We start from the raw sequence: 20815 nt of genomic DNA, 5'->3' as shown, positions 1-20815 counted from the left end.
GTTAGCTCGCGATCTATCACCAACGTTGCCCCCTCATCCCGCTGCCGCGGACTTCTCCCCCTCGGGGAGAAGAAGCCCGTGGCACCCGCTCGGTCCTGGCCGCGGGCTTACTGCGCGACAGGCAGCCCCGTGGCCGTTTCGATCTGCTTTGCCGCATCATCGAGCGCAGCCTTCGCATCGGGATAGCCACCTGCGAAATATTTCGTCTGCGTTGCCTTGTAGATCGCATCCGCATCGGACTGGAATGCCGTGCCGCGGCTTGGAACGATCTTCGGCAGCGTGGCGAGAATATCGGTCCAGACCGCCTGCCCGCCCCAATAGGGGTGCTTCTCCTTCACGAAGGGATCGTCGATGGCTGATAGCAGCGAGGGAACGAGGCCGAAGGATTTCAGCATCGTCACCTGGCCCTCATTCGTGGTCAGCGCGTAATCGATGTATTTCCATGCGGCTTCCTTGTGCTCGGACGTCGAACTGATCGCCAGCGAAGACCCGCCGAGATTGGCCGCATGCGGACCGTCAGACGTGAGGCTCGGCATCAGATAGACGCCCCATTTGCCCGCGAGATCGGGCGAGCCGGAGCGGATCGTGCCCTCGTACCAGGCGCCATACATCTGGCTTGCGGCCTTGCCGGCGGTATTGGCCTGGATCTTTTCATCCCAGATCGCCGCCGTGATGATGCCGGCGTCCTTCATTTCCTTGACCTTTTCAAGGGTCGCGACACAGGCGGGCTGGTTGATGGTAATGTTCTGTCCATCGGTCGAAAAGTAACCGCATCCCTGCTCATTGGCGATCATGCGGAACCATTCGCTATCGCCGTTGAAGTCGGCCTGCGCCATGACCGTTCCGGGATTGGCAGCCATGACCTTCTTGCCGGCGGCGATGAAATCATCCCAGCTCTTGATGGTGGCCGGATCGACGCCCGCCTTTTCATAGAAGTCGCGGCGATAGAAAACCGCTACCGGGCCGGAGTCCCACGGAACCGCATAGGCGACACCGTCAACCTCCAGTTCCGTGCGCTTGAAATCAGGAAAAAGCGCCTGTTTCTCAGGCGTATAGCCAAGCTCGGTCAGATTGGCGAAACAATCGGGAAAACGGCTCCAGAACAGTTCCGCTTCGAAATTTTCAATGGTGACGATATCTGGAAGCCCATCGCCCCCGGCGGCGCAGGCGGCCAGCGTCTTGTCAAAAACCTGATTGTTTCCAAGGTCTTCAACGACGATCTTGATATCCGGATTCTGCTTGTTGAAGCCCTCTACCGTGGATTTCAGCGCGGAAGCCGCGACATTCCAGCTCCAGATGGTGACGGTCTCGGTTTGCGCGAAAGCCGGGGCTGCAAGAAGCAGCATGGCCGTAGACGCGCCAAGAAATTTCAAGCACATTGAAAACCTCCCTTTTTCAATTGCCGTTCTTCAGCGAACATGGGCACATTACCGGCGGCAGGAAATCTGTCTCGTAAAAAGGGAACATCGATTTGGCGGAAAGTAAGATTGCTGAAAGAGCCTTCTACCAGCCGGGTGCAAGCAGCATCGAAGGCATGCCGACAACCCTTCAGCTTTTTCACAATCACCCGCCCATCATGCTCAGGCCACACTGGCACGCGCAGGTGGAGGTGAATTACGTGATGGCGGGATCGGTGCATTATCGCATGGGCGATCATGACCTTACGCTTAATTCCGGCCAGATGTGCATCTTCTGGGGTGGCCAGCCGCACCAGATGGACCACTCTTCCGACGATTCGTTTTACGCCGGCGCGCATCTTCCGCTCGTGCATTTTTTCCGCATGCGCCTGCCCGCTACCGTTTCCAGCCTGCTGATGGGCGGTGCGACGATGGTGAGTGCTGAGACGGACAAGGCAGACGCCGAAAATTTCGGCCGCTGGTTTCGCTATGTCACCTCCGGCGACCCGGCGAAAGCCCAGCACGCGGTGGAAGAATTGCTGCTCAGGGTCGAGCGGATGTTCCTCGAGCCATACGCCGTCGTATCTTCCGCCGCCAGCGGCAAACGCAGAGAGAATGATGAGGGCATGGCGCCCTCCATCGGCGTGGTACGCATGTGCGATTTCATTGCCGCCAATTTCCTCGACGATATCGACGCAACCGACATCGCCCGCGCCGCCGCGCTTCACCCGAAATATGCGATGAACCTGTTCCGCAAATCCACCGGCATGACGCTGATCAAATATCTGACCCTGCTCCGGCTTTCGCGCGCGCAGGCCATGCTGATGACGGGCAAGGACAATATCCTGCAGATCGCCATGGAAAGCGGTTTCGGCTCGGTCAGCGCATTCAACAAGGCATTCCGCCAGATATCAGGCATGTCGCCTTCCGATTTCCGCCGCGACATGCGGGCGGCGGCGGCTTAGGGTGCCCTCCTCATTCCTGTGCTCGTCACAGAGATGAGGTTGAGTGAGCACCCCAACCCTAGCCACCCATCTCTTCAAAATCGGGAAAAGCAGCGCTGCGCTGCCGCGCCGCCTGGCGATAAGCCCGGGGCGAGCTGCCCAGCATTCGCCGGAACATCGTTGTAAAAGCGGGGATGTTTTCATAACCGGCATCCAGCGCCACGTTCGTCACGGCCTCCCCCGCCGCCAGCCGCGGCAGGGAGGCGAAGATGCAGGCCTGCTGACGCCATGTGGCGAAGCTCACCCCCAGTTCCTTGCGAAACAGACGCGTAAAGGACCGGCGGCTGATGCCCATGGCCGCCGCCCAGTCATCGATCTCCACCCGCGCCACGGGCCTGTTGAGGAAATCCCGGCAAAGCGCTGCCAGCCGCTGATTGTCCGGAAATGGCAAACCCAAAGGGCGTTCCGGCAGGCGGTTCACTTCATCCAGCAAAAGTGCGCGCACGAGACCCTGCCGGTGAAAAGCAGCTGGCTGATGTTCCTCGGCCAGCAACTCGGAAATGAGGCTCGAGGCGAGATCTGTTATTTCCACGACCCTTGGAGACGTTGCCTGGAAGAGATCGGGATGGACGTAGATGGAGTGCATCTCGACATTGGAGATGACTTCGGCCTCATGTTGCAGACCGGCGGGAATGAGCAGCCCGTGACCCGGCGGTATCATCCAGCGCCCATCCGCCGTGCTGACCAGCACCACCCCCCGGCGCGCGCACCATATCTGCACGCGACTATGGTTGTGGGGCGGCGTGCGATGCCCCGTCGGATAGATGCGATGGAGCGCCAGCACCGGCTCATTGGTGCCGTCGATCAATTTCAGGCTGCGCTCATGCTCCTCGAGCGTCACACCGACTGTCTGTCGCGATTTGATTTTTGCCATTTGGCCCACTCACAAAGAAACTCGTCCAGAACACAAATGCAGGCCAGACACAATATGAATAAAAGCGGGAGCAAATAAAGACATGTTTCCCGTTTCATCGGCGGGGATCTGGAGAGGATAATTCATGGCCACCGTCACCAGCACCGGGTTCAACCCGCAACGCACGGCGTTTTCAATCATCGCAGCCGCGAGCTTCTGCCACATGCTGAACGACATCATGCAATCGCTGCTGACGTCGCTTTACCCGTTGCTGAAAGCCAATTACGCGCTCGATTTCGTACAGATCGGACTGCTTACCTTCGCCTTTCAGGTCACGGCATCGCTGCTGCAGCCGGTCGTCGGCATGGTGACAGACCGTTGGCCCATGCCGTTTTCCCTGCCCGTGGCCATGCTCTCCACCTGCGCCGGCCTCATCACGCTCGCCTTTGCCCATAGTTTCGAGGTTCTGGTGATTGGCGCCTGCCTCATCGGCATCGGCTCGGCGATCTTCCATCCCGAAGCCTCGCGCGTTGCCCGCCTGGCATCCGGCGGCCGCCATGGTCTGGCGCAGTCCTTCTTCCAGGTGGGTGGGAATACCGGCACGGCCATCGGCCCGCTGCTCGCCGCCTTCATCGTCATTCCATTGGGCCAGTCGAGCCTCAGCTGGTTCTCGCTGATTGCGCTCCTCGGCTTCGGCGTGCTGTCCTGGGTCGGCGTCTGGTATACCCGCCACCGCCGCGCAACCGTCGGCAAGGCTCCGGCCAGCCGCGCCCTGCCGCTCTCACGCGGAACCGTGATGATGACGCTTCTGGTGCTGGTGGTTCTGACCGCCACCAAGAATGCCTATCTCGCCAGCCTGTCGAGCTACTTCACCTTCTACACCATCGACAGGTTCGGCCTTGGCGTGCAGGACGCGCAGGTACTGCTGTTCCTCTTCCTCGGCGCTTCGGCACTGGGCGTGTTCTTCGGCGGCCCGATCGGTGACCGTTTCGGCTCGCGCGTCGTCATCTGGTTCTCGATCCTCGGCGTCATTCCCTTCGCGTTAATGCTGCCCTATGCGAACCTGTTCTGGACAGCCGTTCTGGTCGTCGTCATCGGCTTCGTCTTCTCTTCCGCTTTCTCGGCCATCGTCGTTTTCGCGCAGGAGCTTGTGCCGGGCCGCGTCGGCCTCATCGCCGGCATGTTCTTCGGTTTCGCCTTCGGTTTCGGCGGCATCGGGGCTGCGGTTCTGGGGGTCTATGCGGATAAGGAAGGCATTGAATTCGTCTACCGCATCTGCTCCTACATGCCGCTGCTCGGTCTTTTGACGGTCTTCCTGCCCAAACTGCCGAGCCACCGCTAAAAGCCTCGCGTTCAACGCTTTTCAACACGGCGGTCACCTGTGATACTCGGGTGACCTCCGTATTCCGTTGAGCAAAGCCCTATCCATGCAAATCCCGATAAAATCGATCCTCGTTTTCCACGCCGCGGCAAGGGCGGGCAGCGTTTCCCGGGCGGCGGAAGAGTTGAGCGTGACGCCTTCGGCCGTTTCCCAGCAGATCCAGCTGCTGGAAGGCCAGCTCGGCACGACGCTGATGGCGCGGACGGGCCGCAAGGTGACATTGACGGAAGCGGGCGAGCGCTATTTTTCGATGATCACCGCCCAGATCGAGCAGATATCCGACGCGACCGACAGCATTCGCGGTTTCCGTTCCGTCACGGCACTGACGATCCGGGCGACGCCGACCATTTCCAACAAATGGCTTCTGCCGCGTCTCGGCTCCTTTCTGGAGGAGCACCCTGAACTGGAAGTGCGCTTGGACGGCACCAACGAGCCGACCGATTTTTCACAGGAGCTCGTCGATGTGGAGCTGCGCCACGGCGATGGTCGTTGGCCGGGCCTCTTCGTGGAAGGGCTGGTGGAAGAGGAATTCCTGCCGGTGTCCTCACCGGACTATGCCGCCACCGGAAGCCTTCAGGCCGCCGATCTGCTTGAACTGCGGCTCATCCATTCGGTGAAGGCACAGGCGCAGTGGACGCACTGGTTCCCGATGGCGGGCGTCCATTCAGACAAAAGATGGCGGCGCGTGCTGTTCGACCGCAGCCATATGGCCATCGACGCCGCGGCCGGCGGTCTGGGCGTCGCGCTGGAAAGCACGCTGATGATGGAACGGGAACTGGGCACCGGGGCGCTTGTCTGCCCCGTCATCGACGCACCGCGCATCAAGCTCGTTACCCAATGGATCGTTTGCCCGCATTCTCACCTGCGGCAGCGAAAGGTGACGCTTTTCCTGGAGTGGATGCGAAAACAACGCGACGAGTGGCGTGACCGTCGCGTTGTCTGAGTTTTTCGGGCGTACTGTTTCGGCTCAGTAGAGACCCATCAGCCGTATCGGCCCAAGCGTCAGGATCGGGAAAAGCACCAGCGCAAATATGGCGAGCGTCAGCACCGTCATCGGCGCCAGCGAACCGCGGATGACATCCTCGATCTTCATGTTCGCGACCTGGGCTGCGGCAAACAGGCAGACCCCGACTGGCGGCGTCACCAGCCCGAGCGTCAGCGTCATGACAGTGACGATCAGGAAATGGATCGGATCGATACCGAGCGCTTCGACCGGCGGCATCAATACCGGAATGAGGATGAACATGGCGGGGATCGCTTCCATGAAAATGCCGATGATCAGCAGGAACACGAAGATCACGAGCATGCCCGTCATCGGCCCGAGGTTCATCGCCTTCAAGAGTTCGGCGACCTGTTCCGGCAGGCCGTCAAAGGTGAAGACCCAGGCAGCCAGCTGCGAAGTGGCGGCGATGAACAGGATGGTTCCGGAAATGCGTGCCGTCGAGATGAGGATTTCCGGCAGTTCGCGCACCGGCAGCGTGCGGTAGACGATGACGCCGAGCACCGCGACATAAACGACCGCGATGGCAGCGGCTTCCGTCGGCGTGAACAGGCCGCTGGCGATGCCGATGATGAGGATCAGCGGGGTGAGCATCGGCAGGATGGCGCGAAGTCCGGTGATGACAACCAGACGGAAGTTGAAGGGGGTCGGCGGGTTATATCCGTAGTGCACGGAATAGAAGTGATTGAAGACCAGGAAGGCGAAGGCGATGAAGAGGCCGGGCACGAGGCCCGCGATCAGCAATGTGCCGATGGACACGTTGGCGATGGAGCCGGCAATGACGATCAGGATCGACGGCGGAATGATCGAGGAGAGCGTGGAGGTGCAAAGCGTCATGCCGACGGCATAACCCTTCGGGAAGCCATGCCGCTCCATCGCCTTGATCTCGATGGCGCCGACAGAGGCGATGTCGGCGACGGACGAGCCGGAGACACCGGAAAAAATCACCGAGGAGATGACGTTGACGTGACCGAGGCCGCCGGGCAACTAGCCCACCATGGCCTCGGCGAAATCGAAAATGCGCTCCGCAACACGCCCCCGCTCCATGACGGTGCCGACGAGGATGAACAGCGGCACGGCGACGAGCAGGAAGGAGTTCATGGACGAGAACATCGTCTGCGACAGCAGGTCCATCGGCATGGAGGTAAAGAGCCAGAGCGTGCCGACGCTGGCGAGCGCCAGCGCAATGGCAAGCGGTACACCGAGCATGCTGAGACCGAAAAAGGCGACGAGAAGAAAGACCGACATGGATCAATGTCCTGCTGAAATGGAGATGTCGGCGTGTGCGATCTCGTCCGCCGGCAGGCCAAGCTCGGGAAGCGCGATGAGCTCCCGGCGGCTGCACAGCGATTCGACGATGGCGAGCACGGCGATGATGGCGGAAACCGGCAGAACGATGCCGATGGTCCACATCGGGATGGGAAGCGTGGCGGCGGTTTCGTTCATCATGACCTGCTGGCGCACCATGGTCAGGCCCGTCCAGCCCATCATGCCGAAGAAGAACACGGATGAACCGACGTAGATCGGCACCGCGAGCCGCCGGAAGAAGCGGTGAAACAGCACGAGAAACACCACAACACGGGCGCTTTCAACGGTGCGGAAGCCGGCGGCGAGGCCCAGAAACACCATCCAGATAAAGAGAAAGCGGGTCGCTTCCTCGGTCCAGGGGAGAGGACTGCCGATGAGGCGGCCAATGACCTGGAGGAGCACGACGATGAGAATGCCGGCGCAGGCCGCGCCTGCGGCCACATCGGCGATGAGTCTTACGATGGTGCCGAGCACCGAAGGTTTCGTATCGTTCATGACAATACCCTTCCACTGCTGAAACCGGATATCCGGTAAAACGAATGCCACCCTGCCCTCACGGCAAGACGACCCTGCCTGACATTTGGGAAGGCCGGATCGAAACCCGGCCGTCCGTTTGCGGAAAGGTCAGTTCGTCTTGAGGAACGCCTGCGTCTTGTCGAAGAAGGCCTGATCCTTCACCAGAGCGGAGAATTTCGCCGAAAGGCCGGCCGCCACGGCCACGAAAGCCTTGCGCTCGTCATCGGTCAGCGCGTTCACCTCCATGCCGTTCTTTTTCAGCGTTTCCAGTGACTTGTCGATATCGGCAGCGTCGTTCTGCGCCTTCCAGGCCTCCGTTTCCACGGCAGCCTCCTTGAGCGCGGTCTTGAAGTTCTTATCAAGACCTTCAAAACGGGCAGGATTCATGCCCAGCACCCAGGCGTCGGCGATGTGGTTGCTGATCGTCAGGTATTTCTGCACCTCGTAGAGCTTGGCGCTGACCGGCACATTGACCGGATTTTCCTGCCCGTCGACCACCTTGAGCTGGAGGGCATTATAGACTTCGGCAAAAGCCATCGGCGTCGGGGCGGCCCCCATGGCGCCGAAGAATTCAACCCAGAGCGGATTGTTCGGCACCCGCAGCTTCATGCCCTTCAAATCGGCTGGGGATTTGATCGGCGCCCTCGAATTGGTGATCTGGCGCAGCGGCCGTGACCAGAGATCGAGCCCGAGAATGCCGATCTTGCTCAGATCGCTGGAAAGCTCCTTGCCGAGATCGCTGTCGAGATAGACCCGGAGCTGGTCGATATCGCGGAACTGGTAGGGAATGGCGATAGCTGTGAATTTCGGGTTGAACGTCGCGTAGAGCGATGTCGAATTCAGGAGCATGTCAAGCGAGCCGCCGGCCAGCTGCTTGACGCCCGCCGAAGGATCGCCGCCATAAAGCGTACCGTTGGGGAATACCTTGATCTTGAGTTTGCCGTCGGTCTTTTTTGAAACCAGTTCCGCGAACTTGTTGGCGGAAAGCGTGATTTCGGAATTGTCTGCATCCGGCGTCGACAGCGTCAGCGTCTCGGCCCGTGCAATCGATGCGACCAGCATGGTGGCGGCAAGGGCCAGCCCGTAAAGTTTTGAAATTTTCATGTGTTCCTCCCTTTGTTGTGTCTTAAACAGTTTCGAGCGTTCCTCCGAACGCATTCATGCGCTTAATTTCAAGGATCACACCGCTGTGATCAAGCTCGCCCGCGCCATGCTCGACCATGGAGCGAAACAGCCGGTCAACCTCCTCGCTGACCGGTAATGTCAGGCCGCGGCTTCTGGCGAAGGCCAGCGCCGTGGACGTATCCTTGACCTGATATTTCGCCGGCCCGCCGGGGCGGAAATCGCCCTCAACCATGCGTTTTCCGTGCTGACGGAAGACGGTGGAATCGGCAAATCCGCCAAGCAGGGCGTGGCGCACCTGTGCCGGGTCCGCTCCCCCTTCTTCCGCAAGGGTGAGAGCTTCGGCAACGGCGCAGATTGTCGAGGCGACGATCAGCTGATTGGCAAGCTTGGCCAGAGAGCCGCAGCCCACCGGCCCTACGTGCGTGACGCGGCCAAGACAACCGAGGAGCGGCCGCAGCGCATCCACATCCCGCTGTTCACCCCCGGCCATGATGGCGAGCGTTCCTTCGATCGCTCCCTTTTCACCGCCGGACACGGGCGCATCGACATATCTGACGCCGCATGCCATGGCGGCTTCAGCCTGTTCCATCGCAATTTCAACGGGAATGGAACTCATGACCAGCAGAACCGCACCGGGCTTCATGGCTGAAACGATGCCCGGCGAACCGAGCAGAACATCGTTGCAGACCGGCCCGGAACTCAGCATGCAGAGCACCACATCCGCTTCGGCCGCAGCCTCGGCAGCCGTTACGGTCGGCTGGACGCCCTTCTCCGCCAGAACCGCAGCCTTGTCGGCACTGCGGTTCCAGGCCTTGACGGAAAACCCGGCCTCTGCCAGGCGCGCCGCCATGGGTGCGCCCATGATACCCGTACCGATAACGGCGACCTGGCGGATGTCTGCCATCGTTTCCATCCTTCAAAGCCATTGCCGGTTCAGGAAGCGCACCGGCAGTTCTTCTTCGATAAGCGCCGGAAACGCCTCGCGGAAGCGGTCGAGATGCGGTGTCTTCAGGTGGTCGTCAAAAGCCTGTTTGTCGTCATAGACCTCGTAGAACACCACATTGTTTCCCGTTTCCGGCCGCACCACGTCGAATTGCCGGCAACCCGGTTCATCACGAACCGAATGGGTGGCGTCATCACGCGCAGCGTCGAGAAAGGCCTCCATCGCGTCGGGCTTGACCCGAAATTCCGCTATCACCACGAAGGCCCCCTTCGACATGTCCTGATCCCCGCCCGTCACGCCGCAGCGTCCTTTTGCGGGCGGAAGCGGTTTTCCATGTCCTGACGCAGCTTCACCACGTCGAGATCGTTGACCAGCTCCACATCGTCGAAGCTGACGATCTGGTCTTTCCTGATGGCGCGCTTCAGCTTGACGTTATGGGCGAGGCCGATCGGCAGCGCTTTCATGTCCAGGCTGCGGGTCGCTGGAATGGCGTTCGCCCAGACCGCATAACCGCCCTCACCGTCCAGCATTTCGCCGGGCTGCATGTCCTTCTTGGCGGTGGCGACGGCATCGCCGCGGAACTCCTTCGAGCAGCCGGTTGCCTCGTTTCGCAATACGGCAGAGAGCACGCTGATCGAGGTTTCGAGTCCGATGATATGGAACGGACGCCACATGGAGGCATACCAGCCGGACGGATCGGTCAGCAGGCCATATTGCTTGAAGCAGGCGCGGGCATATTCATTATGCGCCTTGAACGTGACGAAGACGCCGTAACGGATGTTGTTGAACACCTCGCGTCCATCCGGCTCCTGGCTCGCGGCGATATCCACCAGGCCTGAACGGGCCATGCGGCCGCCATCGGCGGCGGGACGGAAAACACGGGCGAGATCGTGCAGGCCGGCGGGCGGGAAAGCCAGACCGTCATCCGGGCAATCCAGCCCCGTACCATTGGCGACAGCCGCCATTTCGATGGCTGCCTTGGTGCCATCGGTGAAGGAATTATACATTTTCGGATTGAAGTCGCCCTTGGCCACTTCCTCGTCCGTCCAGCCGAAATAACCCCAGACCGTGTCCGGCGTCGAATAACGGTAACGCGGCTCGAAGTTCATGCCCTTGCCGGCGGAAACGACCTCGAAGCCGGTGGCGCGCGCCCAGTCGACAAGCTCGCAGATCAACGCCGGCTGGTCGCCGTAACCCATGGAATAGATCAGGCCCTTGGCGCGGGCCTTTTCGGCAAGGATCGGGCCGACCATGACGTCGGCTTCGACATTGACCATGACGACGTGTTTGTTGTGGTCGATGGCACCCAACGCGTGGCGGGCACCGGCCAGCGGATGGCCGGTGGCCTCGATGACGCATTCGATCTCACCGCAGGCGAAAAGCTCGTTCACGTCGTCGGTCACATAGGTCTTGCCGCTCTTCAGCGCCTCGGCGCAGCTCTTCGCATCGTAGCGTTCCTTCGGCCAGCCGACGCGATCCAGCGATTCCTTCGCCTTTCCGACATTGAGGTCCGCAACGGCGACCATGTGGAAACCGGCGATGCGCTGCGCCTGCGCCAGCACCATGGAGCCGAACTTGCCCGCGCCGATGAGACCGACGCGGACAGGCCTGCCGCCGGCCGCACGTTCTGACAGAAGAGAATAGAGGTTCATGTTTCATCATCCTTCGCTGGGGAAATTGCTGGCGAGAATGTCCAGTCAGCCCGGCGAAAACCATGCGATACCGCGGCTGCGAGGCTCCCCTCACGGCACTGGAGACTTGGCAATCTGACGTTCCTCCCGAAGCCCGGCACACCTGTGCGCCGGCTCTCGCGGTCGCCTCCCAAAGCAACCTTGAGAACAGAGTAGGAGCGTTCAAATATTAGTTCTATTTAGAGAATCACATTTTTATTTTAGTTTTTCTAACGATCCTCAGGCCGATTTCCGCAGCATCAGATCGGCGCTGAGCAGGATGCGCTCCCGCATTCGGGTGGCATCGTCTGCCTCCTCGTTCAGTTTCTGAAACAGCAGCTCGATCGACAGCCTGCCGATCTCGTTGTAGTTCTGCGCCACGGTGGTGATGGGCGGGCAGGCATAACGCGCCAGCGGATGATCGTCGTGGCCAGCGACCCTCAGATCGTAATCGGCGCCGTGGCCGACCCTGATGCCCTTCTGAAAAGCCGCGGCGATGACGCCGAAGGCGATGCGGTCATGGGCGCACAGGATCGTCCGCGACGGCAGAAGCGTGCGCCGTTCCAGAAGCCGGCCTGCTTCCTCGAAAGCAAACCGTTCAAACTCCCATGTGATGTCGCCCGGGACGTTAATCACATGTGGCTCGAAGCCGAGCTGTTGCATGGCCTCCACATAGGCCGTGCGACGCGTGGCGGCATTGGTATTGACCTGCGGCATGTCGAAGAAACAGGGCGGTTCTCCCGACCGGCAGAGATAATCCACCATCAGTCCCACGCTCTGCCGGTTATCTGTGCCGACAAAGGCAGACGTCTCGTCGAGTGGCGAATCGACATAGACGATCGGGACAGTGGCCGCGAGTTGCTCTAGCGTAGCGCGATGGGATTTGACGCCAAGCGGCGCGATGATGGCACCCGCCACGTTCATCGACTTGAAGGTGCGGATGGCGCGGTCTTCGATTTCGGGCTTGCCGTCCGATGAAAGCACGAAGGCCAGAAACCCGGCTTCGCTGGCGATGAGCTCGATACGGCTCGTGAGCGCCATATAAAAGGGGTCGGTGGAACTCGGGATGATGATGCCGATGATGTTGGAACGGCGGCGGTTGAGGTTGACGGCGAAAATGTTCGGCCGAAACCCGGATTTCTTCAGCGCATCCTCGATGGCATCCCGCGTCTTCTTGCGGACCGAGGCCGGATCATTGAAGTATTTCGAAACGGTCGGGCGGGAAAGGCCGACAAACTCCGAAAACTCCTCCATCGTCCTGATAGATTTGGCCAAAGTGCTTGCCCCCATGAACGTCACAGGTGGCACTTTACATCGACGGGCCTTCGCACGAAAAGCCGGTCCGATGCGGTTATCAACGGCCAAACGATCAATCGGCCGCAAATTAGAGTTTTATAGTGGCCGGATCGGACAACTCGAAAGTTCCGGTCCGTCCCTGCCAGGGCGAAAAGTCGACGGGGGTCGCCGGCCAGAACCGATGGCAAGCTCGAGCTCAGGCTCGGTCAGGCCGTTTCATCACGCCGACGACAGCAGGGCGATCCCGGCCTGAATGACATGAGCGAAATCGGGGTGGCCGAAGCCACCCTGAAACTTTTCGGCTGAACGGCGGTCTTATTGCCCGAGTACAGCGGCCGAGATGGTCTCGATATTGTGGTTGACCATGTCGATATAGGTCGCGGCCGGGCCATCGGCCGTGGAAAGCGCGTCGGAATAAAGCGTGCCGCCAACCTTCAGGCCGGTTTCGCTGGCGATCTGGTCGATCAGCCGCTTGTCGGTGATGTTTTCGACGAAGATGGCCGAAGCCTTGTCGTGTTTGACCTGGTCCACCAGCTTGGCGACATCGGCGGCAGAGGCTTCGGACTCCGTCGAGATGCCCTCCGGCGCGAGGAAATTCAGGCCATAGGCATGCTCGAAATAACCGAAGGCATCATGCGACGTGATGATGACGCGCTTCTCCGGCGGGATCGCGGCGATCTCCGTCTTCACCTTCTCGTTCAGAGTGGCAAGCTTGGCGACATAGGCGTCGGAATTCGCGGTATAGGTAGCGCAGCCGGGTTTGTCGGCCTTGCAAAAGGCGCCGGCTATGTTCTTCACGTAGATTTGGGCATTCTTGATGGACTGCCAGGCATGGGGATCGTACTCGCCGTGATGGTGATGTCCTTCATGGCCATGGTCGTGATCGTGGGCGTCAGCCGTTTCGTGCTTGTGGCCGGCTTCCCCGGTCTTGTGGTCGTGAGCCTCCTCTTCCTCGGCCTCAGGATGGGCGTGGCCGGCGGGCTCGTCGGAAAGCCTGAGCGGCTCGACACCCTTGGTCAGCTCGACAACTGGCGCCTTCGTGCCGCTCGTTTCAATCAGCCGCTTCAGAAAGCCTTCGAATTCCAGGCCGTTGACCAGCACCACATCCGCCTTGCTCACGGCGACAGCATCGGCAGGGCGCGGTTCGTAGACATGGGCATCGCCATCCGGCCCGACGAGCGTGGTGATCTCCACACGATCCCCACCGACATTTTTCGCGAAGTCGGCGATGATCGAGAAGCTGGCGACGACCTTCAGTTCGGCGGCGGAAGCCTGCGCCGTCAGAACCGGAGAGAGGGAAAGAAGACTGGCGCACGTGGCTAAGCGGAAGGTTTTGAACATTGGATTCTCCTGTTTCAAAGGCTGTTTTCAGGCCGCGCGGTGGCGGCCGGAACCGAGAAGATCGATGAGCACGCCGCGCGTGCCGAAGAGGATGGAGAGCGCATAGACGGCACCCGCCGAAAGGATGATAGCCGGGCCCGATGGCAGCGACGCGTGATAGGACAGGACAAGACCCGCAAAGCAGGACACCATGCCGATGCCGATGGAAATGAAGCACATGGGCGCGACGCGATTTGACCAGAAGCGGCTGGCGGCAGCCGGCAGCATCATCAGCCCGACTGAAAGCAGCGTCCCCAGCGCCTGAAAGCCACCTACGAGATTGAGCACGACGATGCCGAGGAAGAGGAAATGCACCGGGCTGCCCCATCTGCTGACCGAGCGCAGGAAGAGCGGATCGAGGCATTCCGCCACGAGCGCGCGCCAGAAGGTGATCATCGCCGCAAGCGTAATGACGCAGATGCCGCCGATCAGTCCGAGCGCCTCATTGTTCAGCGCCAGCACCGTGCCGAACAGAACGTGCATCAGGTCGACGCTGGAGCCACGCCATGAGACGAGCAGCACGCCGAGCGCCAGCGAAATCAGATAAAGCGCGGCGAGAGAGGCGTCCTCCTTCTGAACGGTGAAACGCGACACCGCGCCGGCCCCCAGCGCGACCACGAGGCCAACGACGAGCCCGCCAATCGTCATCGGCAGAATGTCCAGCCCATAAAACAGAAAGCCGACAGCAGCGCCCGGCAGGATGGCGTGCGACATGGCATCCCCCGTCAGGCTCATGCGGCGCAGCATCAGAAAAACCCCGACGGGACCGCAGCTGACCGCGAGGATCAGCGCACCGGCAAGCGCACGCTGCATGAAGACATACTGGATGAAAGGATCGATGAAGATATCAGCCATGGCTATTCGAATTCGCGTGGAAGTGGGCGTGGGCGTGCGGCGGCGCCGCCGGATCCGGAGGGAGCGGAGGGGAAGCCGGCGCGCACCAAGGCGCGTTCGCCTCCCACGCCTCATGGAAATGTCGGGCCTGACGAAGATTTTCCGCCTGCAGGACTTCAGCCGTTGGACCAAGCCCGACCAGCCTTCGCGCCAAGAAAAGCGTCTGGGGAAAATGCTGCTGTACGAGCTGGTGATCGTGAAGTACGGCCAGAACGGTGCGCCCTTGCGCCACCCATGCCTTGATCAGCACCAGCAGGTCGGTCACCGTGCGCTCGTCGACGGCATTGAAGGGCTCATCGAGCAGAATGAGCTGCGCATCCTGCAGCATGGCCCTTGCAAAAAGGGCACGCTGCATCTGGCCACCCGAGAGGGAGTCGATATTTCGCCTTTCAAAACCGGACAGTCCGACCGCTTTCAGCGCTTGGTCGATCGCCGTCCGATCTTCGGAACGGTGTCGTCCGAGCAGGCCGCGTCTCGGCCAGAGACCGAGGGCCACAAGGTCTCGTACTTGAGCGGGAAAGGACCGGTCCAGCTCCGACTGTTGCGGCAGATAGGCGACGGAGATCGCCGGACTGACCCGACATTCGCCGCCAAGCGGCTTCAAAATGCCGGCAATGCCTTTCATCAACGTGGATTTTCCCGAGCCGTTGGCGCCGATAACGGCGGTAAGCGAGCCGCAGGCAATACTACCATTGAGATGGTGCACCGCCGCCCGGCCGGCATATCCAAGGGTCAGATTTGAGAAGATAAGGCACGGATCGTTCATCGATCCCTCCGGAAGCAGGATGTCATTCGATGACCCTTGATATGTAATGTTATTACATTCGTCAAACGAATATGTAATGAAATAACATTTACTGGTGGAGGCGGACTGGCACGCTGTCACCTCCGGCGGTAGGCCGTTGCTGGCAAACGGCGAATTATTCATCCGGACGCGTAACCACCACGCTCATGCCGAAGGCAATTTCTCGCTCACCTGTTGACATGCCCCGTATATGTAATGTTATTACATTACATATGGTGACGATGCGCGCCGGATCGTTTCCCAATGCCCCGATGTGCCCGCCGAGGTCCACTCGAAACACGTTTACAAAACGAGGTCCAAATGTCGAAAAAACTACCCGTCACCGTGCTTTCCGGCTTTTTAGGCGCTGGCAAGACGACGCTTTTGAACCACATTCTCGCCAATCGCGATGGTTTGCGCGTGGCCTTGATCGTCAACGACATGAGCGAGATCAATATCGATGCGGCGCTGGTTCGTGACGGCGGGGCCAATCTCTCCCGAACCGAAGAGCAATTGGTGGAAATGACCAATGGCTGCATCTGTTGCACCCTGCGTGACGATCTTCTCAAGGAAGTGCGGGCGCTGGCGGAGCAGGACCGTTTCGACTATCTGCTGATCGAATCGACCGGCATCGCCGAGCCGCTTCCCGTCGCCGCGACGTTCGATTTCCGCGACGAGAATGGTCGCAGCCTTTCCGATGTTGCCCGGCTCGACACGATGGTGACGGTGGTGGACGCCGCCAATCTTCTCAACGATTACGGTTCATCCGACTTTCTGGCCGACCGGGGCGAAACGGCGGGTGACGGCGACAACCGCACCATCGTCGATCTTCTGGTGGAGCAGATCGAATTCGCCGATGTCGTCGTGCTCAACAAGATCGGCACTGCAACGCCAGAGGAGCGGGATGCCGCCCGCAAGATCATCATCGGGCTGAACCCCGATGCAAAACTCATCGAGGCCGATTTCGGCAAGGTGGCGCTGAAGGAGGTTCTGGGCACTGGCCGCTTCGATTTCGCCAGGGCCGAAGAACACCCTCTCTGGTTCAAGGAATTGCATGGTTTCAAGGACCACATTCCCGAAACCGAGGAATATGGCATTCGCTCTTTCGTCTATCGTGCCCAAAAGCCTTTCGACCCCGTGCTGTTCCAGCGTTTCATCGATCGCGCCTGGCCGGGGGTCGTGCGCGCCAAGGGTTTTTTCTGGCTGGCGACGCGGCCGCGTTATGTGGGAGAGATCAGCCAGGCCGGCGCCCTGGTTCGCACCGGCAAGATGGGTCTCTGGTGGTCCGCCGTGCCGAAAGAGCAATGGCCGCGCGAAAAGCAGTTCCTTGATATGATGAAGCCCTATCTCGACCCGGTCTTCGGCGACCGCCGGCAGGAAATCGTCTTCATAGGTTCCGATCCAATGAATGAAGCCCGCATCCGCGCCCAGCTCGATGCCTGCCTGATCGACACGGATGCCTTCACGCCCGATGCCTGGCGGCACCTGCCCGATCCTTTCGCCAGCTGGGACCGGCAGGCGGCTTGAGCGGTAGCTACCGATGCAGAGCAGCCGCGAACCCTCACCCCGGACAAGGTCCGGGCACAGCGCGGTCAAGTTCTTGATCGCGAAAAACTCTTTTCACGGCGCAGACGCGCCGTGGCTGGATATGCGGGATCCAGTCCGGCATGACGGAGGAGAGGCTTCATGAAAAATTCAACGTCACCAGCGCGACCACCACGTATCGCCCGACCTTCGCGATGGTGACCAGCAGCAGAAACACCGGCAGCGGCTCTTTCATGATGCCGGCCGCAACCGTTAGAGGGTCCCCGATGATCGGCGCCCAGCTGAGGAGCAGGGACCATTTGCCGTAACGCCGGTACCAGTTCTGCGCCCGTTGCAGCGCAGCCTCCCCGACCGGAAACCAACGTTCATGTCGAAAACGTTCGATGCCACGGCCAAGCAGCCAGTTGGCGAAGGACCCGGCGACATTGCCGACGCTCGCCACGACAACCAGCAGCCAGACGGGCTGGGATTTCAGAAGAATGAGCCCCGCAAGCGCCGCCTCCGACTGCATGGGAAGGATGGTCGCCGCAATGAACGCCGTCAGAAACAAACCCGCATATACAGCCAGATCGGCCATTCCGTGCCCTTCATCATCCGCGAATCCCATCGCTGTCCCTGAAGTGGCGATAAGGGCCGCGGCGGTCAAGCGGCTCTGCCGCGTGGAGGCGGGTTCTCAAGCTGAATTCGCGGCAATGGCGCGCACAATATCGTCATGATCCACCGCGAGAAGCGCCTTGTGGATGGATAATTGCCGGGTCGTACCGGAAACGGCGAGGATGACGATCACCGTTTCCCGTGGCGGGCAATCCGGCAGCGCGCAGGAAAGCTCGCTGACGGTAATACTGTCCTCCGGCTTGAGTTGCAGCAAATCGCGTGACCATTGCTTCAGAATACGGGCGTGCGAGATGATCGCGGAGCCACTGCGTGCAAGCGGATTGTTCATGCCCCGCCCTTCCGCCTTGCCTGCGCGGCCAATGTGTCGAAAAGCTCGCGAATGGGCTTTTGCGGCATGTCCATGCCGATCAGCACGATACGTGTCGAACGATCTTGATCCGGCCAGCGCTCCAGGCGGGTAAGCGGATAAAGCCGATGCTGCACCGCGTGGGCGACAACCGGTCGCTCCGGATCATCCGTCGCCCCGAAAATTCCCTTGAGCCGCAGAAGAAGGGAATGCACATTGCTGGTGACGAGCTCGAGAAAAGTCACAATCGCCTGGGGGTCAAAAACCCCGTCAAAGGTGAGATTGAAGGCCTCGACCCCGACGCCGTGGCGGTTGATATCGTGCTGATGGGCCGCATGAAGGCTCAGCCTGTCGGCCGCGAGCCATGCAGGCGCATCCTCCGGCTTGCCACACAACGAATAATCCGATGCGTTGAACAACGACATCAGATCGAAATCGGCTGCATTGCGATCATGAAACGAGGCTGCGGGATTGAGATCGGCGAGGCTTTCGCGGTACAGCGCCGCGTCATCGGCCAGATCGGTCTTCGTCAAAACGATGTGGTCGGCAAAGGCAAGCTGTTTCCAGCCCTCAATGAAGCTGTTGAGCATCGGCGGGCCCGAGACAACGTCGAAAGCCGTCACCACGCCCGAAAGATGAAAATGCCGGGCGACGATGTGATCCCGCAGGCCCAGCGCCGGTGTGCCGCCGGCGATGAGGCTGTTGATGATCGGCGCAGGATCGGCAAGACCGGTGGTTTCGATGACAACCCGCGAGACATCAGGCATTACCCCTTCCAGAATGGCCTGATGCAGTTCGTAAAGCGAGGTGCGGATATCGCTCGTGGCGGTGCAGCAGATGCAACCCGTCGTCGTTCTGAAATATCGTTCGGACCCCGTCCGCACCAGACCGTGGTCGATGGGCACCGAGCCGAATTCGTTGACGATCACGGCCGCATCCCGCATGGCCGGCTCAGCCAGAAGCGCGTTCAGCAAGGTGGTCTTGCCTGCACCGAGAAAGCCGGTAAGCAGGGTAACCGGCACCGTTCGCAATGATGGCAGGCCAGCCAAATCGTCCCTGCGCTCAACCGCCTTTTTACGCTTCAATCCGAACACATCCACCTCTTCGCCCGCACAAATTCACAGCAATGCAATACGTAATGTAATAACATATCAATGGCAACTATTGGATTTCGACAGGACGGAATCCAGCGGAGACACGCGCCGGTGGCCAAGCGCATGAAAAAACCGTGGAACGAAGGAAATGGAATAATAAATCCGTTTCCTTCACTTTCGTTTTAATCGTTCCACGTTCTATTGCATTTTCGTTAGAGTTCGCTTTTAATCGGCAATGCTAATACAGAAAAGATCGCCCGCAGCCATATCGAGGAGGATAGGCTGCAATTAAGGGGCTGTATCTTTTACTGTTTTCATAATGGGAGGAATCGCCTTGAAAAAACTCAGCTACCGCCTTGCTGCGGCATCCGCGCTTTCGTTTTTTGTCACATCGAATGCATATGCTGTGACGGAGATCCAGTGGTGGCACGCCATGACCGGCGCCAACAACGAAGTCGTGGATTCGCTTGCCAAGGAATTCAACGACAGCCAGAAAGACTACAAGGTCATGCCCGTCTTCAAGGGCACCTATCCCGAAACCCTGAACGCCGGCATCGCCGCCTTCCGCGCCAAGCAGGCGCCTGCCATCATTCAGGTCTTCGATGCCGGCTCCGGTGTCATGATGGGTGCTGCGGGCGCCATCAAACCGGTAGCGGACGTGCTGAAGGAAGGCGGCTACACCTTCAACAAGGATGAATATCTGGCAGGCATCGTCGCCTATTATTCCAAGCCTGACGGCACCATGCTGTCCTTCCCCTATAATTCGTCCTCGCCGATCCTCTATTATAACAAGGATATCTTCCGGAAGGCCGGCCTCGATGCCGCCAACCCGCCGAAGACCTGGCCGGAAGTTTTCGATGCCGCCAGGAAGATCAAGACCAGCGGTGCCGCGCAATGTGGTTTCACCTCCACCTGGCTGACCTGGATCCAGACCGAAAACTTCGCCGCGTGGAACAACGTCTCCTATGGCAGCAATGAAAACGGTCTCGGCGGCACCGATGTGAAGCTCGCCGTCAATGCGCCGCTCTTTGTCGAGCATTTCCAGGCGATTGCCGATCTGGCGAAAGACGGTGTCTTCCGTTATGGCGGCCGCACTTCGGAAGCCAAGCAGCTCTTCATGTCCGGCGAATGCGGTATTCTGACCGAATCCTCCGGCGGCCTTGGAGATATCATCAAGACCGGAATGAATTACGGCATCGGCCAGCTTCCCTATTATGAGGGCCATGGCCCGCAGAACACCATCCCGGGCGGCGCCAGCCTCTGGGTCTTCGGTGGCAAGAGCGATGCCGAATATAAGGGCGTAGCGGAATTCTTCCACTTCCTCTCCCAGACCAAGATCCAGTCTCGCCTGCATCAGGTCTCTGGCTATATGCCGGTCACGATCGCGGCCTATGAGGAAACCAAGAAATCCGGCTTCTACGACAAGAACCCCGGCCGTGAAACGCCGCTGCTGCAGATGATGGGCAAACCGCCGACAGAAAACTCCAAGGGTGTGCGTCTCGTGAACCTGCCGCAGGTACGCGACATCATGAACGAGGAGTTCGAGGCGATGCTGGCCGGCAAGCAGGATGCGAAGGCAGCACTCGACAAGATAGTCCAGCGCGGCGACGCGGCCATCAAACAGGCCGCCGGCAATTAAACGATCCCCTGCCCCGCCCGCATCC

The 20815-nt window shown here is 60.0% G+C and carries 19 protein-coding genes and 1 pseudogene; 5 read left to right on the top strand and 15 right to left on the bottom strand.

Annotation, left to right across the window (positions count from 1 at the left end; all coding sequences use genetic code 11):
- Window positions 1-107 precede the first annotated feature (107 nt).
- Window positions 108-1379 carry an ABC transporter substrate-binding protein gene (locus tag AGR2A_RS23715; protein WP_072492971.1) on the bottom strand — a complete coding sequence of 424 codons (1272 nt, stop codon included), beginning with the start codon at window positions 1377-1379 and terminating at the stop codon, window positions 108-110.
- A 92-nt stretch (window positions 1380-1471) separates the two neighbouring features.
- Between AGR2A_RS23715 and AGR2A_RS23710 the strand changes: the two genes are divergently transcribed.
- The gene (locus AGR2A_RS23710) at window positions 1472-2362 is read left to right on the top strand and encodes a helix-turn-helix domain-containing protein (protein ID WP_072492972.1); all 891 of its coding nucleotides are present in this window, start codon (window positions 1472-1474) and stop codon (window positions 2360-2362) included.
- A 58-nt stretch (window positions 2363-2420) separates the two neighbouring features.
- Here AGR2A_RS23710 and AGR2A_RS23705 read toward each other — a convergent pair whose 3' ends face one another.
- The gene (locus AGR2A_RS23705) at window positions 2421-3275 is read right to left on the bottom strand and encodes an AraC family transcriptional regulator (RefSeq protein WP_004445008.1); all 855 of its coding nucleotides are present in this window, start codon (window positions 3273-3275) and stop codon (window positions 2421-2423) included.
- Window positions 3276-3399: 124 nt separating this feature from the next.
- On the opposite strand from AGR2A_RS23705, the gene AGR2A_RS23700 reads away from it, so the two are divergent.
- Entirely contained in the window at window positions 3400-4596 is a 1197-nt protein-coding gene (locus AGR2A_RS23700; RefSeq protein ID WP_004445010.1) for an MFS transporter, read from the top strand.
- Window positions 4597-4681: 85 nt separating this feature from the next.
- Window positions 4682-5578 (top strand): LysR substrate-binding domain-containing protein, encoded by an 897-nt coding sequence (locus tag AGR2A_RS23695; protein WP_072492973.1) that lies wholly within the window; start codon window positions 4682-4684, stop codon window positions 5576-5578.
- 24 nt (window positions 5579-5602) lie between these two features.
- On the opposite strand, the pseudogene AGR2A_RS23690 reads toward AGR2A_RS23695, so the two are convergent.
- From AGR2A_RS23690 to aztA, 10 genes and pseudogenes are all read right to left on the bottom strand, one after another.
- A pseudogene (locus AGR2A_RS23690) lies at window positions 5603-6883 on the bottom strand (TRAP transporter large permease).
- 3 nt (window positions 6884-6886) lie between these two features.
- Window positions 6887-7438 carry a TRAP transporter small permease gene (locus AGR2A_RS23685; RefSeq protein ID WP_072492974.1) on the bottom strand — a complete coding sequence of 184 codons (552 nt, stop codon included), beginning with the start codon at window positions 7436-7438 and terminating at the stop codon, window positions 6887-6889.
- Between the two features lie 129 nt (window positions 7439-7567).
- A complete protein-coding gene (locus tag AGR2A_RS23680; protein WP_072492975.1) occupies window positions 7568-8563 on the bottom strand; it encodes a DctP family TRAP transporter solute-binding subunit in 996 nt (331 codons plus the stop codon).
- A 22-nt stretch (window positions 8564-8585) separates the two neighbouring features.
- On the bottom strand, window positions 8586-9488 hold the full coding sequence (locus tag AGR2A_RS23675) for an NAD(P)-dependent oxidoreductase (protein ID WP_072493415.1): 903 nt from the start codon (window positions 9486-9488) through the stop codon (window positions 8586-8588).
- A gap of 12 nt (window positions 9489-9500) precedes the next feature.
- Window positions 9501-9803: a putative quinol monooxygenase gene (locus AGR2A_RS23670; protein ID WP_034497555.1), complete on the bottom strand. Its 303-nt coding sequence runs from the start codon at window positions 9801-9803 to the stop codon at window positions 9501-9503.
- 17 nt (window positions 9804-9820) lie between these two features.
- Window positions 9821-11179, bottom strand: coding sequence for an NAD(P)H-dependent oxidoreductase (locus tag AGR2A_RS23665; protein ID WP_072492976.1), 1359 nt, complete (start codon window positions 11177-11179; stop codon window positions 9821-9823).
- 258 nt (window positions 11180-11437) lie between these two features.
- On the bottom strand, window positions 11438-12451 hold the full coding sequence (locus tag AGR2A_RS23660) for a LacI family DNA-binding transcriptional regulator (protein WP_006700382.1): 1014 nt from the start codon (window positions 12449-12451) through the stop codon (window positions 11438-11440).
- A gap of 357 nt (window positions 12452-12808) precedes the next feature.
- The gene (gene aztC, locus AGR2A_RS23655) at window positions 12809-13834 is read right to left on the bottom strand and encodes a zinc ABC transporter substrate-binding protein AztC (protein ID WP_072492977.1); all 1026 of its coding nucleotides are present in this window, start codon (window positions 13832-13834) and stop codon (window positions 12809-12811) included.
- A gap of 27 nt (window positions 13835-13861) precedes the next feature.
- Window positions 13862-14728: a zinc ABC transporter permease AztB gene (aztB, locus tag AGR2A_RS23650; RefSeq protein ID WP_072492978.1), complete on the bottom strand. Its 867-nt coding sequence runs from the start codon at window positions 14726-14728 to the stop codon at window positions 13862-13864.
- Window positions 14721-15533 (bottom strand): zinc ABC transporter ATP-binding protein AztA, encoded by an 813-nt coding sequence (gene aztA / locus AGR2A_RS23645; protein WP_004445037.1) that lies wholly within the window; start codon window positions 15531-15533, stop codon window positions 14721-14723. Before aztA ends, aztB begins: the two co-directional genes overlap by 8 nt.
- 339 nt (window positions 15534-15872) lie before the next feature.
- Between aztA and zigA the strand changes: the two genes are divergently transcribed.
- Window positions 15873-17078: a zinc metallochaperone GTPase ZigA gene (gene zigA, locus AGR2A_RS23640; protein ID WP_072492980.1), complete on the top strand. Its 1206-nt coding sequence runs from the start codon at window positions 15873-15875 to the stop codon at window positions 17076-17078.
- 157 nt (window positions 17079-17235) lie between these two features.
- Here zigA and AGR2A_RS23635 read toward each other — a convergent pair whose 3' ends face one another.
- From AGR2A_RS23635 to AGR2A_RS23625, 3 genes are all read right to left on the bottom strand, one after another.
- Window positions 17236-17673, bottom strand: coding sequence for a YqaA family protein (locus tag AGR2A_RS23635; RefSeq protein WP_072492981.1), 438 nt, complete (start codon window positions 17671-17673; stop codon window positions 17236-17238).
- 96 nt (window positions 17674-17769) lie between these two features.
- Complete coding sequence (locus tag AGR2A_RS23630; protein WP_037093066.1) at window positions 17770-18039, bottom strand: hypothetical protein; 270 nt, start codon at window positions 18037-18039, stop codon at window positions 17770-17772.
- The gene (locus AGR2A_RS23625; protein WP_167378242.1) at window positions 18036-19151 is read right to left on the bottom strand and encodes a CobW family GTP-binding protein; all 1116 of its coding nucleotides are present in this window, start codon (window positions 19149-19151) and stop codon (window positions 18036-18038) included. The genes AGR2A_RS23630 and AGR2A_RS23625 overlap by 4 nt, the downstream gene beginning before the upstream one ends.
- 328 nt (window positions 19152-19479) lie before the next feature.
- Between AGR2A_RS23625 and ugpB the strand changes: the two genes are divergently transcribed.
- Complete coding sequence (gene ugpB / locus AGR2A_RS23620; RefSeq protein ID WP_185933334.1) at window positions 19480-20790, top strand: sn-glycerol-3-phosphate ABC transporter substrate-binding protein UgpB; 1311 nt, start codon at window positions 19480-19482, stop codon at window positions 20788-20790.
- Window positions 20791-20815 lie beyond the last annotated feature (25 nt).

This window comes from Agrobacterium genomosp. 2 str. CFBP 5494, from assembly GCF_900013495.1.
Lineage (GTDB): Bacteria > Pseudomonadota > Alphaproteobacteria > Rhizobiales > Rhizobiaceae > Agrobacterium > Agrobacterium pusense.
Note: the sequence above shows the minus strand (reverse complement) of the source record. Positions and strands in the feature narration are given on the sequence as shown.